At 33.6% G+C, this 14,593-nt stretch carries 14 protein-coding genes and 2 pseudogenes; 5 read left to right on the top strand and 11 right to left on the bottom strand.

What is annotated here, in order from left to right:
• The first annotated feature begins 181 nt into the window (after window positions 1-181).
• Genes LJE08_RS10600 through LJE08_RS10590 form a run of 3 tightly spaced genes read left to right on the top strand, consistent with a single transcriptional unit; the run spans window position 182 to window position 3,317 of the window.
• The gene (locus tag LJE08_RS10600) at window positions 182-667 is read left to right on the top strand and encodes a hypothetical protein (protein ID WP_227403185.1); all 486 of its coding nucleotides are present in this window, start codon (window positions 182-184) and stop codon (window positions 665-667) included.
• Window positions 668-705: 38 nt separating this feature from the next.
• Window positions 706-1,347 carry an ABC transporter ATP-binding protein gene (locus tag LJE08_RS10595; RefSeq protein ID WP_227403184.1) on the top strand — a complete coding sequence of 214 codons (642 nt, stop codon included), beginning with the start codon at window positions 706-708 and terminating at the stop codon, window positions 1,345-1,347.
• Window positions 1,344-3,317 (top strand): FtsX-like permease family protein, encoded by a 1,974-nt coding sequence (locus LJE08_RS10590; RefSeq protein ID WP_227403183.1) that lies wholly within the window; start codon window positions 1,344-1,346, stop codon window positions 3,315-3,317. The genes LJE08_RS10595 and LJE08_RS10590 overlap by 4 nt, the downstream gene beginning before the upstream one ends.
• 80 nt (window positions 3,318-3,397) lie before the next feature.
• Here LJE08_RS10590 and LJE08_RS10585 read toward each other — a convergent pair whose 3' ends face one another.
• From LJE08_RS10585 to LJE08_RS10565, 5 genes and pseudogenes are all read right to left on the bottom strand, one after another.
• Window positions 3,398-3,982 (bottom strand): PDDEXK nuclease domain-containing protein, encoded by a 585-nt coding sequence (locus LJE08_RS10585; protein WP_227403186.1) that lies wholly within the window; start codon window positions 3,980-3,982, stop codon window positions 3,398-3,400.
• A pseudogene (locus tag LJE08_RS10580) lies at window positions 3,980-4,432 on the bottom strand (DUF1016 N-terminal domain-containing protein); the annotation flags it as partial. The gene LJE08_RS10585 and the pseudogene LJE08_RS10580, both read right to left, overlap by 3 nt.
• Window positions 4,433-4,656: 224 nt before the next feature.
• Window positions 4,657-4,878, bottom strand: coding sequence for a helix-turn-helix transcriptional regulator (locus LJE08_RS10575; protein ID WP_117926627.1), 222 nt, complete (start codon window positions 4,876-4,878; stop codon window positions 4,657-4,659).
• Between the two features lie 2 nt (window positions 4,879-4,880).
• Complete coding sequence (locus LJE08_RS10570; protein WP_227403182.1) at window positions 4,881-5,477, bottom strand: hypothetical protein; 597 nt, start codon at window positions 5,475-5,477, stop codon at window positions 4,881-4,883.
• 80 nt (window positions 5,478-5,557) lie between these two features.
• A complete protein-coding gene (locus tag LJE08_RS10565) occupies window positions 5,558-6,070 on the bottom strand; it encodes a LysR family transcriptional regulator substrate-binding protein (protein WP_227403181.1) in 513 nt (170 codons plus the stop codon).
• Window positions 6,071-6,184: 114 nt separating this feature from the next.
• On the opposite strand from LJE08_RS10565, the pseudogene trpA reads away from it, so the two are divergent.
• A pseudogene (gene trpA / locus LJE08_RS10560) lies at window positions 6,185-6,790 on the top strand (tryptophan synthase subunit alpha).
• Window positions 6,791-6,977: 187 nt separating this feature from the next.
• Here trpA and LJE08_RS10555 read toward each other — a convergent pair.
• The 6 genes from LJE08_RS10555 to LJE08_RS10530 form a co-directional block, all read right to left on the bottom strand.
• On the bottom strand, window positions 6,978-7,988 hold the full coding sequence (locus tag LJE08_RS10555; protein ID WP_227403180.1) for a LacI family DNA-binding transcriptional regulator: 1,011 nt from the start codon (window positions 7,986-7,988) through the stop codon (window positions 6,978-6,980).
• A 62-nt stretch (window positions 7,989-8,050) separates the two neighbouring features.
• The gene (locus LJE08_RS10550; protein WP_227403179.1) at window positions 8,051-9,925 is read right to left on the bottom strand and encodes an alginate lyase family protein; all 1,875 of its coding nucleotides are present in this window, start codon (window positions 9,923-9,925) and stop codon (window positions 8,051-8,053) included.
• 48 nt (window positions 9,926-9,973) lie between these two features.
• A complete protein-coding gene (locus tag LJE08_RS10545; protein WP_217256504.1) occupies window positions 9,974-10,789 on the bottom strand; it encodes a PTS system mannose/fructose/sorbose family transporter subunit IID in 816 nt (271 codons plus the stop codon).
• On the bottom strand, window positions 10,776-11,558 hold the full coding sequence (locus LJE08_RS10540) for a PTS mannose/fructose/sorbose/N-acetylgalactosamine transporter subunit IIC (RefSeq protein WP_117926622.1): 783 nt from the start codon (window positions 11,556-11,558) through the stop codon (window positions 10,776-10,778). Before LJE08_RS10540 ends, LJE08_RS10545 begins: the two co-directional genes overlap by 14 nt.
• Window positions 11,559-11,571: 13 nt before the next feature.
• The gene (locus LJE08_RS10535) at window positions 11,572-12,063 is read right to left on the bottom strand and encodes a PTS sugar transporter subunit IIB (protein ID WP_117926621.1); all 492 of its coding nucleotides are present in this window, start codon (window positions 12,061-12,063) and stop codon (window positions 11,572-11,574) included.
• A gap of 18 nt (window positions 12,064-12,081) precedes the next feature.
• On the bottom strand, window positions 12,082-13,272 hold the full coding sequence (locus tag LJE08_RS10530) for a glycoside hydrolase family 88 protein (protein ID WP_186999037.1): 1,191 nt from the start codon (window positions 13,270-13,272) through the stop codon (window positions 12,082-12,084).
• Window positions 13,273-13,553: 281 nt separating this feature from the next.
• Here LJE08_RS10530 and LJE08_RS10525 point away from each other — a divergent pair, with 281 nt between their 5' ends.
• Window positions 13,554-14,537, top strand: coding sequence for a bifunctional 4-hydroxy-2-oxoglutarate aldolase/2-dehydro-3-deoxy-phosphogluconate aldolase (locus tag LJE08_RS10525; protein WP_227403178.1), 984 nt, complete (start codon window positions 13,554-13,556; stop codon window positions 14,535-14,537).
• Window positions 14,538-14,593 lie beyond the last annotated feature (56 nt).

The following is a 14,593-nucleotide window of genomic DNA, read 5'->3' as shown; positions in this document are numbered from 1 at the left end:
GAATTCAAAGACTCATCTAACTAATCACTGTTTTGGAATAAGGTGTGGTAAGAACTTTTCGAAAGTAGTCAAGCTACAGGTATTAAATGTACAAATCCACATTCACATATTCAATGTTACAAATTAACAAAGCCGTCTTCAACTACGGTTATTAGAGGTTGAAAGAAAGGAGAAGTATATCATGAAAATCAAAAAAATATTAGCGTGTGTACTTAGTTCAATTTTATGTGTTGTATCATTTACTTCTAGTATTCATGCAGAGCAATCTAGCGAAATACCAATTGTAGAGGAGTATTCTCCAGATAAGGAATATTCTTGTAGCGAGATTGTTCGATATAATGATAAACAAGAAAAATTTGAAGTTGTTAATAAGGGTGATGTAATTCAAACAAGAGCGTCTTATACAAACAAGGGCTCTGTGAATATTAATGGGCAAGTAATTTACGCTTATATTAGTGTTGATGCCAGTACAGGTAAAATCGTTTCAACAAGTATTTCTCAACCACCAAAAGGTTCAGGAACAACAGCAAGATATAATATCTCGTTCAATACAACAAGAACAATCGCATATTTTACTATTACGTTATATTCTACAGCATATGGAGGATCTATATCTCATGCGTTGGGTACTAAATATGTAACTGTATATTCTGGAGGTCCAATGTAGAATTAATAAGTTAATAAATATGGCAGAGGGCTTTAATAATGATTAAAATACAGAATCTAAAGAAAGTGTATAAAGATTGTGTGGCACTCGATACAGTTTCTATGCACATAAGAAAAGGGGAATTTGTTGCGATCATTGGAGCAAGCGGAAGTGGAAAAACTACCATGCTCAATATTATTGGCGGTTTAGATACGGATTATATGGGAAGTTGTGTAGTTCGAAATAAAGAGATGTCTTCTTTATCGGATGTAGAGTGTTGTACATTAAGAAGTCGATACATTAGTTATGTATATCAATTTTTTAATCTAATTTCTTTTTTGACAGTGAAAGAAAATGTGTGTTTAACCAGTCAAATTAAAGGGAAAAAAGTGGATGAAAAAGAATTGAATCAAGTGTTGAAAGTGTTAGGGTTAGAGCATAAAAAAGATTGTTTTGCGAATGAATTGTCTGGAGGGCAACAACAGCGTGTTGCGATTGCTAGAGCGATTCTTGCACATACAGATATCATACTGGCCGATGAGCCAACGGGAAATTTAGATGGTGAGAATGCTGAAAATGTGATGGACATTTTAAAAGCGTTGAATAAAGAGGGAAAAACAATTGTATTGGTTACGCACGATTTAAAAATCGCAAATTATGCAGATCGAATTATTCATTTAGAACAAGGGAAAATTGTATGAATATAGTCAAGAAATATAGAAGACGCAATAAGAAAAGCTATGTTTTATTATTCAGTATTCTGTTTTTGTGCACATTTCTTTTAACTTCTCTCTTTGTAGTAAAAGACTCTTATGATTTATATCGAATTAATGCAGCTAAAGGCTTTTATGGGGATTATGACGTTAAATATACGGCGCATGCGTATACACAAAATAAAGAATATACAGATACATACCTAGATAGTTTAAGCTATGAAACACCAATGCCTTATGAGTATAAAGGTACTTTTGATTCTTTGGTTTCAACCACAAATTTTAGTGTCTATCCAATACGTTTGATAGAAGGAAAGTATCCTAAATCTAATGAGGTGTTGATCCATAAAAAGTATCAGAATAAATATAAGGTGGGGGATACGATAAAATTATATTCAGATCAGAAGTCTAAAGAATATACGATTAGTGGTGTATATGAAAATCAAAATAATCAGCTTGTCAATTATAGTTTTTATACAACCACAAATTCAAAAAAGGATGTGATGTATGTCTATGCGAATTTAAAAGATAAATCGGCAATCGCAACACTACCCGTACAGGATTATGAATTGAATTCGGATATGGTGGTTGCCAAATATCATTTGAATGCTGAATATGAAAATATTTTTAAATTTCTGATTCTGTTTATGAGTATATGTTGTTTCTTGTTTATATATAGCGTTCTATCTGTACACTTAAAGAAAAAGAAAGCTTTTTATGATCAACTCTATATATTGGGAATGAATAAAAAGAAAATTCGTTTGTATATGATTAAGGAACATACCTTGCTTTTTGCACTGATTGAGTGTATGGGAATCGGATTTACATTATTATTGTGGGGTTTGTTTTTAAAATGGATTCAAATGAATCTTCCATTTAGTTTACATATATCAAAATATCATCTATGTATTTTATTGTTGATTTTATTTATACAATATATATTTGCGTTTGGATTGAGTTTAGTACGACCTAAACATTATTTCTTTAGAAAATTTAATATTTCTAATCTATCTATTATTGAAACAATGAGAAATGGGAATGGGCTGTTTATTGCACTGATTGTTGCGATGAATTCGATGTTTATATGTGTATCCATGCAGTCATTAACATCTTGGATTCAAACAAATCAACAAGAAGTACAGTATGAACATGATGTGAGTGCCACATTTAACATATTTGATCATACATTGATTCCTGAATTTATTGAGGAATCAAAAGAAATTCTTAAGTCATATGAGCATGAATTTAATTATACTATTCAATGCGATGCGAATATAAATAATGAACAAATAGAAACCAAAGTTACAGATGAATATAATGATTTTGTCTTAAGTAATTCATATGAAGACAATATAAGATTGCATCTGTATAAACAAGGTGGAGAATTAATTGATGTACTCGATCTATCTGTAGAAGAACATACAAATAGTGGAGATAATAAAGTTTTGTATATACCTGAATCAAAAGTAATGGAATGGCTAAATTCATATCCAGATACATTTATTACGGGGGATTTGTGGGTAAATACTAAACAACCAGCATTACTAAAAAAGAAGCTTGATCATATCCAATTGTCTAGAAGAGATGATTTCTATGTAGTCGATAATAAAACGGACGCAAAGAATCTTGTCGAAATCATGAATATGTGTCAAAAAATAGTTCACTTCTATCAATTTGTATTGATGATCACTTCGATTGTGATCGTATATATGCAGTTGTATCAACATTTCTACTCACATAAGAATGAGTATGATCTGCTACATACCATTGGCATGTCTTATAAAAAAATTTGTAGGATGTATATAGTGAAATTGTTGAGCTTCATAACAATACTGGATGTGATTGTATTGTTGATTATTAGAACAATTCAAATGGAAGTAGTAGGTTTATATTTAATGGGAAGTCTAATACTCTGTACTTTATTTACCAAATTGATTTTCTATCGTATATACAAATAGTATATTTAAAAAAATTAGTAAATGTCAAAAATCCCTTGCTTAAGGGGTTTTTTGAGTTTGAGATAATTGTGTTTTTGTGTCTAGTCTTCTAGCTTTTCAAAATCATTTAAATTCAATTCTTTTTTAAGCTCTTCTTCCGTTGGTAAATAAGTAAAATATTTTGATGCGAATATTTGTGTGTTGTCTTCAGGTAATGTGTATTTAACAACGGAGTCGCTTTTATCTGCACAAAGAACGATTCCAATAGGTTTCATATCTCCTTCATTCATTAACTCTCGCGTATAGTAATTCACGTACATTTGCATTTGGCCAAGATCTTGATGGGTTAATTTACCCATTTTTAAGTCGATAAGTACAAAGCACTTTAAGATGTAATTGTAAAATACAAGATCAATAAAGAAATCTTGCCCGTCCAAAGTGAATCTTTTTTGGCGCGCAACAAATGAGAAACCTCTGCCAAGTTCTAGTAAGAATTTCTGAAGATGATCAATTAATGCTTGTTCTAAATCTTCTTCATACACATGTGTATCAGGTTGAATTTGTAAAAACTCCATTACATAAGGATCTTTAATGAATTTTTCATATTCCGGTTTAGGTTCTGTTGTTTGGATTTCATTTCTGATAGACTCTTTATCCTTACTTGCTAAAATTCTCTGGTAATACATAGTGTTAATTTGTCTTTCTAGTTGTCTAACACTCCAAGCTGATTTTACACATTCATCTATATAAAATTGTCTTGCCTTTTCATCGTTAATGCGCATTAATAGACGATAATGTGACCAACTCAATTCGCTACAAAGTGTGTAGCACTTTTAAAATTTCATGTAAAACTGTCTCATATTTCTCAAATTCTGAACACTGAATCCTTGACCGAATTCTTTTGTAAGAGCTTTGGAAATATTTTTTAATACTTGTTTTCCATATTCTGCACGGTCATTTTCACCACAGACCTCATAGATTTTCTTTCCTATGTTCCAGTACACTTCAACCATTGCTGAATTAACAGATTTGTATATTTCTTGTTTAGCACTAATGATGAAACATCGAATTTCTTTATATGTATCTTCGGTATTTATTGTTGATAGTTGTTTTTTATAGTTTGTAATTAAAGACATGATTACTCCTTTCGTGTGAGTGAAAAAATAAGATTCTGCTTTTTATCATCAATTAAGAATTCCAACTTGCTGATTTAGTATTGAGTTACATATGCCACTTAATTATAACATTTTAGGCGCATATAAAAACGATATAAGCTAAAAATAGTTATGAACAGAATAACTGTTTTAATGGATCTACTCGTCAAGAACAAATGATAAATGTATATAAAAAGAGCTAGCAACTAGCTCTTTTCATCGTCCTTTACATACTCCAATATATCACCAGGTTGACAATTTAATGCTTCACAAATGGCTTCTAAAGTAGAGAAGCGAATCGCAGAAATCTTACCCGTTTTCATCTTTGATAAGTTAACGTTACTTACTCCAACTTTCTCAGATAATTCTTTTAAACTCATTTTTCGATCGGCCATGACACGATCTAATCGCAATATGATCTTACCCATAATTATAACGTCTCATCACTCAATTGTTGTAGTTCTTGTCCATATCTAAATATATAAGATAACAAATAGATTAGAGCTGCAAAAACGAGGAAGCTTAAGTGAAGACGAATATCAAAATTGATTTGTGTAACATATTTAGTGTTGAAAAGTAGATCGAAGTTGATGGTTTGTTTAAATTGCATAATACGACATACTTCAAGAATATTAAAGACAATACCACCTGCAAGAATATATTTGGCAAGGTTTTTGATGTGATTGGCAACACGAACATCAAATGGAGTGTGATCCATCGTAATTGTACAAATGGATTCAATTGTTTGTACAGCTTTATATATAATAAATACAAATATAGCGGTGATTAAGAAAATCAATGGTAACCACATGGACATTTTATCTTTATTTAATGCCAAATCATCATTAAAGATCAATTGAAGATAGTCAATTCTTATACTTCCAAATAGCGTATTATATACATCCTTGTTGAAGGCATAAAATAAGCTTAGTCCAATTGACAACACAACAAAAATTAAACAAGTCCCTCGAATGATTTCTAAAATAAAACACATTTTCTTTAATAAAGCTTTAGACTTATCATTCATGATATTACCTCCTAACATTAAATAATTAATGTTTATCATTAATTTAATTATATATTACATAAATGATAAGTCAATATGATTTACTTCAAAACGCCAATTTCTTCTAAAAATAATTTACCCGCATAAGATAATTCACGATCCTTTCGAATCAAGAATACATTTGAAATATACATACCTGGATCATGAATAGGGCGAATAACCATATCCATAGTATGTCTTGTATCCGCATCAAAAAAAGGGATGATTGCGATTGTGTTAAATGTACGTGCCCATTCGATTGCCGTTTCGTTAATGGAAGTGATAATCGCAACATTGTACGCAACGGCATGTTGACCAAACACAGTGTAAACTGTATTTGAAATATCAAAAGGAATTGCTAAAGGGATGCCATGAAATTCTTCAATTTCAATAGGCGTAGTTTTCTTGGATAAAGGATGCCCCTTAGGAATCACAGCTACAATATCATCTTTTTCATACGGAAAAGTTTCCAATGCCCCATATTGAGGGATACTTGCACGAACCAAGCTAATTTCTGTAATGTTGTTTAAAACATTGGGAACCACAAAATCACCAAATAATTTATGAATAAACAAATTGAAAAAGCATTCTCAAATGGTGGGCCTTTATTGTGTTTGTGACAAAGTGACGATCCAGATCTTGAAACAACCGAAGAAATTGTATATGCCCTTGATAAAGCAGGATGTAGTTTGGTGAAATTAGGAATTCCTTTCTCTGATCCAACGGCATAGGGTCCTGTCATTTAAAATGCGAATATTCGTGCATTATCCAATGGTGTAACGACCGATAAAATATTTGAGATGGTTAAAAGAATTTGTAAAGACTCGAATATTCCTATGGTATTTATGACATATGCCAATGTTGTGCTTAGTTATAAAATGGTGGAAGGAAATATGAGCGGATTGATTCTTCCAGATGTTCCTTATGAGGGAAAAGGAGAGTTTGATGTGGTATTAAAGAAATATGAATTAGATTTGATCAGCATGATTGTACCAACTAGTCATCAACGCATTCAAACGATTGCCAAAGATGCAGGTGGCTTTATTTATTGCGTATCAGGTGTAACAGGTATTCAATCTACGATTACAACAGATATTTCAGCTATGGTACATCTTGTACGAGAAGTCGCAGACGTTCCTGTTGCGGTAGGTTTTGGAATCTCAACGCCAGAACAAGCTAAAAAAATGGCTGATCAATCCGATGGAGCTATTGAGAAGATTGTTGAAAAGTATGGAAAAGATGCGCATAAGTATGTTGAGGAATATGTTAAAGAAATGGTAGAAGCGATAAAATAAAAGATCTCAGTCCAAGAAAAGGGCTGAGATTTTTAATTGAAATTATAATTGAACTTTAGTGTAGAAAGTCAAAATTTATCAATTATAACTGATAAAATATAAAAATTAATGAAAGATTTAAGATATGAATTTAACTTTTGATGATAGAAAAAAACCCATAAGTAAATATGGGCAACATTGTAAATCTTTAATTATATTGTTTGGTTGATTCATTCCAGTTCACAGAACACTTTAAGATTTGATTTGGAATCTGTTTGTTTTCTCCTTTTAATGAATCAATTAAGATCGATGCAGCTTGATAGCCTTCATCATAGGCAGGCTGTACGATCGTTGTTACGGTTGGACTAGAGAAGTTAGTCCATTCTGTATTGTCAAAGCCAATTAATCCAATTGTATCTGGCATTAGGTTACGATAATCTTTTAATGCCAAATAAACTCGTGGTAATAAGAAGCAGTTGGCTACAAAGATGAGGGTGCGAACACCAAAACGTAATTCATTATATAGTAGATCACGTAATGCATCGCTTGTTACATCATCTGCTACAACGTGAGTTTTGCATGTTTTTCCTTTTGTTTCTAAAGCGTGTGAAAAACCAGTTGTACGCTCTAAACGTGTACTTAATACATGAGGATCTGCCGTAATCATTATGAATTCATCATATCCATCATTGATTAGGTGTGTTCCTACATTCAATATGGATTCATAGTTGTTTGTCTTGACCCATTTTTCTTTATCCATAGAAACTTGTGAATCAATAAATACTACGTCTTTATTTTCTTGTTTGATTTTTGGAATCAATTCGGCAAAATGACTGGATGGCTGGATGATAAAACCATCAACTCCCATTGCCAACATGCGATTGACGTATCCTTTTTCATTTTCAAAATTATAATTACTGTTTCCAACAATCAACTGGTAACGATTATCTCTTGCGAAATCATCGATTCCTTTAACGATTTGATTAGCAAACGTGTTAGTGATATCTCCAATGATAACGCCAATTAAACGTGTTTCTTTTGCGTTTAAAGAGCGTGCTGCAATACTTGGACGATAGTTTGTCTCTTTGATGACTTGAGCAATTCTTGCTTGGGTTTCCTCTGACATTTTGTCCGTCTTACCATTTAGAAAAAAAGAGACAGTGGTTTTAGATGTTCCAGCGCGTTCAGCTATATCACGAATGGTTATTTTTTCTTTCATAAAGCGGATCCTTTCAATACTCTAATTTTAACAAATATTACATTTTCTAGCAAACGCGTTTACTAGGCACGAACAATATATGTTTTTACTTTATCTTTTTTCTTATGTACGACAAATACTTTGCAATGGAATGGTTCACCATCTAAGAATAATACTTTCTTTCCTTTATAGATTTCCTTATGGAATATGGCTACACTATAAGATTCATCTTCTGAAAGTATAAACTTTTTGGTGTGTACAATCGTATTATCTAGTTTTGTATCGTTGTTTTGAAGAACAAAATCATCTTTTGTTTCAATCGCTTTATCCACAAAACAAATGCATTGTTCGAAATGATCCGTGAAATCTTGTTCAAAATATAAAACATCATGCTCTAATTCTTCATTATAACGAAGGGAACATGGCTCAATATGCTTTGTGTATGGAATGTTGGATACAAGCTTTAAACCTTTTAAATCACTAGCATCTGGATCTAAATGAAACCGTGTAACAGCATGATGGTTACCGTCTTCTTTTACTTCATCTACAATCATCCATACACCTATATCAAGGACAATCACTTTTCTTGTCCATACTTGTAACGGATCATGTCCTAATAGTGTACCTTCATAGTAGTGAATGCCATCTTTATGATAGACATAATTCTTTAATGGAACACCAAAATCTTCATATCCCCAACTATCCTTAGGTACACATGAGCAATGTTCATCTACAATCACACCATTATGACTTGCCATAGATTTTAAGTGTACTCTTAGTGGATGATCTTCACGATATGTTAAACGTCCAGTATCAATACATACAGGGTTTCCCTTATAGTAAATGGATACATGTAAGTTATCACTATGTCCATGTCCACTGCCTAATGATCCGTTAGTAAACATGGTAAAGTTAGCATCTTCTTTCCAAGAACTCCTTGATGTATACATACCGCTATCATTTCCATCAAAGTGAAGTTCGTTGGATTCAATAGCTTGACTTTCTAGATAGATCTTGGCATTTTTAGCTCCTAATGTATATAAAGATTCCATGTCAAAAGTATGAAATGCGATTGACTTCCATGTGGGTTCATTAAACAAGAAGCTAGCACGTGTCATGACATCTTGAATATTACTGCGATCTGTATCCCCGAATGTTTCAATTTCTTTATGAGGGGTAGCCTGTAAGAAGATGGCTCTAGCCAAAGCATGAATTTGTGGCAATTCTTGTTCTGAATAATACATAGCTTTCATGCAGTAATTTAAGACTTCAATATGATACATCGTGGATTGTTCCCAATGCATACCATCTGGATACACTTGTGCTTGGATTTGTCTTTTCCATTCATTGAATGCCCAAGCATAGATATCACTTTGTTCTTCAATCATAGGTAATATGCTGATCATAGCACATGTTTGAATGCTTCCCCAATTTGATGTTATGTATTTTGGAATGTAATGCTCTTTTAAATACGCACACTGATCCAACATGGATTTGGCAATCGTAGTGATTTCTTCATCACTTAATAAATTGTTTGTGTACAAATAAGGCAGGGCTTCAAAGAAGTTCATTAAACGAATGCCTGTATCGAGTGTTCTTGTGCTTGGTTCTGGTTGAATTGTTGGATGGGCTTCTATCCAGTTTAAAATGAGTGTTTTGGCATATTCAATATGATCAGAAAGAACTAGATAGTTTAGGTAGTCCATACGATTGAGCATGAAGCACCATTCTTCATCATCGTTTAATTGTATGTTCCAATCTAATGTTTCTAGCTTGTAAGGAATTTGGCAACGTTCCATGTCCCATGGTTTATCAAACGTAAAGATGTTTTGAATCAGTTCTTCTGATTTTCTTTTTACTAGAATTTGATCTTCTTTCGTTAATAATTTTTTTACGTGCAGTACATCCTTCTTGTCTGCCCAGAATTGTAGTTGTTTTTTTATGTAAGATAGATTCATAGAGTTCTCCTTAAAAAGAAAAGGAAGCAAATTTGCTTCCTTTATGTATTAGGCTAAGATTCCTAAGCAGCTTAATGCAACACCGATAACAACAGTGATCAATACTAACCAATAAGTAGTAATACCTTTTTTCTTGATTAAGTAATACATTAATGCTGTATATAATACTGGTAATAATGCAGGAGCAACTTTATCTAACATTGCCTGAATATCTACTGTAGATTGTTTAACACCTTCTTCAATAGCACCAGCAGAGAATGTGATTGCGACGTTCATTTTAACGAATGTTGCAGCTAAACCAGCGATAACAGTAACACCGATCATACTTGCAGCTTCAGAAATAACACCCATTTTTTCAGATAATTTGTCAATCATGCTTGTTCCTAGACGACGTCCATATCCACCCATAACAAGTTTGATTGCCAATAATGTAACGTTTTCGCAGATTAAGAATAATAATGGAGCAATTGCCACACCATCCATAGCCATAGAAGCAAAGATAGTTGAGAATAATGGAGCAATACAGAATTGTGATAATGAGTCACCAATACCTGCTAAAGGACCCATCAATGCCATCTTGATACCACGAATTTCATCGTATTCCATTCCGTTTTCTGCCATTGCCAAGTGAATAGAAGTGATAAATGGTAAGAAGTTAGGGTTTGTGTTATAGAATTCACAGTTATTGTCTAATTCTTCAGCCAATTTAGCTGGGTTATCACCATACAATTTTTTGAATGCAGGATACATTACTAAAGCGTATCCTAAACCTTGATAGTTACTATAGTTAAAACCATTTTGTAAGAAGTAAGCACGTAATGTAGTCTTAGTGTAATCCTTCTTTGTTAATTTAGATCCAGTCATCGTGTTCTACCTCCTCAGTTGCAGCTTGTGCGACAGCGACATTTCCAGCATCGTTATAGTGTTTTAATGCGAATACAGTTCCGACAATAGCAATGCCGATTACTGGTACGCCTAAATAAGCGGCTAAGAAGTATCCTAATAATGCGAATGGAACAACTTCCTTCTTTAACATAACGCTCATGATCATAGCAAAACCGATAGCAGGTAACATACCACCAGCAACTGTTAATCCTTTTAATAACCAAGCTGGTACTAATGCTACTAATTTACTTAATGTATCCATGCTGTATGCACCTAAGAATCCTAATAAGAATCCAACAAGGGCAAATAATAAGATTGTTAAGTTAGAGTGTAAACGGAATTTTGCAAAGTCTTGTTTTTTCAATGCGTTGTTTGCACTTTCTGGTGCACCTGCACGAACTGTATAGATAGCTGTTTGTAAGAATTGAATTGCGACTGCAAAAGGAATAGATAATGATAATGCACTTTCTGGTGTAACACCATCCATAGTGATTGCCATTAATGTACCAATGATACCAGGTCCGATTGGGTTAGGAGGAACAGTTCCACCGGCACCAACACCGAATCCCATGAATGCTAATTCAGCAATTGCTCCACATTGCAATGCTGTCTTAAGATCACCACATACAATACCAACACCGAAGCTTAATACTAAAGCACGGTTCGTAAAAATACCCCACAACATCCCTGAGTAGCAGAATGCTGTCCATAGACCGATGATTACGGCCTGTAACAATGTAATTTGCATATTCTTTTATCTCCTATAAATAATTTTTAATATCTACTAATACACTTCCATCAGAACCACTTGGTGTAGTTTGTGTATTAAATTCAACGTTATACTTTTCAATCATTTCTTTTAATGCAGCCTTGTCTTCAGTACCCAAGAAAATAGAACGAGTTACTTTTTCTTTACCTTCACAGTTGTGAATGTTTCCAATGTTGATTTGTTTGATTGGAACGCCACCTTCAACTAGGCGTAAAGCATCTTTACAATCTTTTACAATTAAGAAGATTGTTTGAGCAGGATTTGCCTTGTGAATGATGTCGATAACTTTTTGTACTGAGTAAAAACGCATTGCGACTTCCTTAGGAATTACAGTCTTCATTAAAGTTTGTGCCATTGCATCTTGGCTTGCTTGATCGTTCGCAACGATTACTGTGTTAACGCCTAAAGATTTTACCCATAATTGACCTTGACCATGAACTAAACGTTCATCGATACGTGTCATAACGATGTTTGGTGTTGCCATTTTATCTCCTCCTTATTTTTACCAGTATGGATCCCATTGCTTGATTTGACGCATTAATGCTTCCATATAGTAGTAATCGCCCCAGATGTTTCCTTCATCTACGCCTTTACCGCTATGCCATGAATATACGCCATGATACAAGATTGGATCGCCTGGTTTGTGATCATTGTTAGTATAGTTTTGAATCAATGAGCGAGTGATGTTGTCACAAGCTTTTTGATACACCTTTTTACTTGGATCCTCTTCTTTGAGCCATTGATCCATTTCAAGCATTCCACATACGGCAATAGCAGCTGCACTTGAATCTCTTGATTGTTCTGGATCATCTGTAAAAATTAAATCCCAGTAACAAATATTGTCTTCTGGTAAACGATTTAAGAAATAGTTTGCCATTCCTTTATATAGATCAACGTATTCTGTGTTTTTCGTGTAGCGAATATTTAATGGGATTCCATAAATACCCCATGCCTGTCCACGAGCCCAAGAACTATCATCTGAATATCCTTGACGTGTAGCACCATGACTTGGTCCTCCAGTAACTGGATCCATATAGAATGTGTGATATGCACTCGCATCATCACGAATTACATATTTACAACTTGTTGTGAAGTGTTTTGTTGCGGCATCCGCATAGTGATTATCACCAGTAACTTCACTTGCCCAATATAATAATGGGATGTTTAACATGCAGTCGATGATGAATCGATAATGTTCAGGACTGTCTTTAGGTCCCCAAGCCTGCAAGAACTGTCCTTTTTCTTGCCAACGCTCCATCAATTTATCAGCCGCCAACAATGCAGCTTTTTTTGCATGCTCATTTTTTGTAAGCTTATAGCCACTTACGCAAGATAGCGAATATAAGAATCCAAGATCGTGGTGATCTAATTCAATTCGATTTTCAACACGGTGCAAGAAGCTTTCGATATTTCGATCAGCTAATTCTTTATATTTCTTATCATTCGTATATTCATATGCCAACCACAACATACCTGTCCAGAATCCATCAGTCCATTCGATGTTGTCGATGATTGGATACTTTAAACCTTTAGTACATGAATATGGGAATCGATCTTTGAAATATTCCATATTTAAATTAACTTGTTTTAAACATTCTTCAAACGCATTTGTTAATTCTTCTTTTGTAAGGGCGGGTGTTGCTAAAAACTCTTGTTCTTTAGTAAATGGTTCGATATTTACTGTACGTACCATAATCTCCATAGCCTCCTCAAAAAAGTAAACTGGTTTACTAGACAACACCATTATTGCACCTCAAAAATGGATTGTCAACACATTTTGTTCAAAAATTAACAAACTCCGAAAACGCTTACCTATAATATATACGAAAAAATTAAAAAAATAAAAAAACAGATTATTTTCACTTTTCAAGTTGACAAAACCGGTTTACTATACTAGACTACAGGTGAACTGGTTTACTAAAAAGTAAACGCGTACTAGACACACGCAAAGTATAGAAAATGGAAGGTGGAACTATGGAATCGTATATGAATCGTATTTCCAACACAGGAATCGTACCTGTTGTTAAGATTCTAGAAAAAGAAGATGCATACCCATTAGCTAAGGCACTGTTAAATGGTGGAATCGATGTTATTGAAGTTACATATCGTAGCGAACATGCAACGAGTGCAATCCAAACTATTTCAGAACAATTACCAGATATGTTAGTCGGTGCTGGAACTGTATTATCTGTTGAACAAGCAAAAGAAGCTGTTGAAGCAGGAGCTAAATTTATTATTACACCTGGATTTAATACGAAAGTTGTTCAATGGTGTTCGGATCATGACGTGGAAGTGTATCCAGGCGTATCAACAGCGAGTGAAGTTGAAATGGCTCTTTCAATGGGATTAACACAATTAAAGTTCTTCCCAGCAGAATCAAGTGGAGGCGCTAAGAAATTAAAAGATCTAAGTGCTCCATATGCGAACGTTCACTTTATGCCAACAGGTGGCATTAACACAAAGAATATGCATGATTATCTTTCATTGCCAAATGTAGAAGCAATCGGCGGAAGCTTTATGTTGCCAAATGATTTGGTTGTCGCAAAAGATTGGGATGGAATAGAAGCTTTATCAAAAGCAGCTATCAAAAGTTTGTTGGACTTCCAGTTAATTCATGTTGGAATTAACACAAATAGTCCTGAAGAATCAAAACAAGTGACAGATACATTATGTTCTTTGTTCCACTTTACACAATACACAAAGCCAAAATCAAATTTTGCTGGTGTAGGATTTGAGGTTTTACATAAAAAAGGCCGTGGAGAAAATGGTCACATCGGAATCTATACTCCATATCCTGAAAAAGCAATGTATCACCTTTCTAAACAAGGTGTGAAGTTTGTCGAAGAAAGTATTACACGTAATAAAAAGACAAATCGAATTAACTTTGTTTATTTAGATTTAGAAATAGCTGGATTTGGAATCCATTTGATTAATCCAGATTTAAAAATGGAGATTTAATATGAAACAAAAAGTAGTCACTTTTGGAGAAATCATGTTACGTTTAGCACCAGAAG

Source organism: Holdemanella sp. DFI.5.55 (assembly GCF_020593575.1).
GTDB classification, from domain to species: domain Bacteria; phylum Bacillota_I; class Bacilli_A; order Erysipelotrichales; family Erysipelotrichaceae; genus Holdemanella; species Holdemanella hominis.
This window is presented reverse-complemented; position numbering and strand designations above follow the sequence as displayed.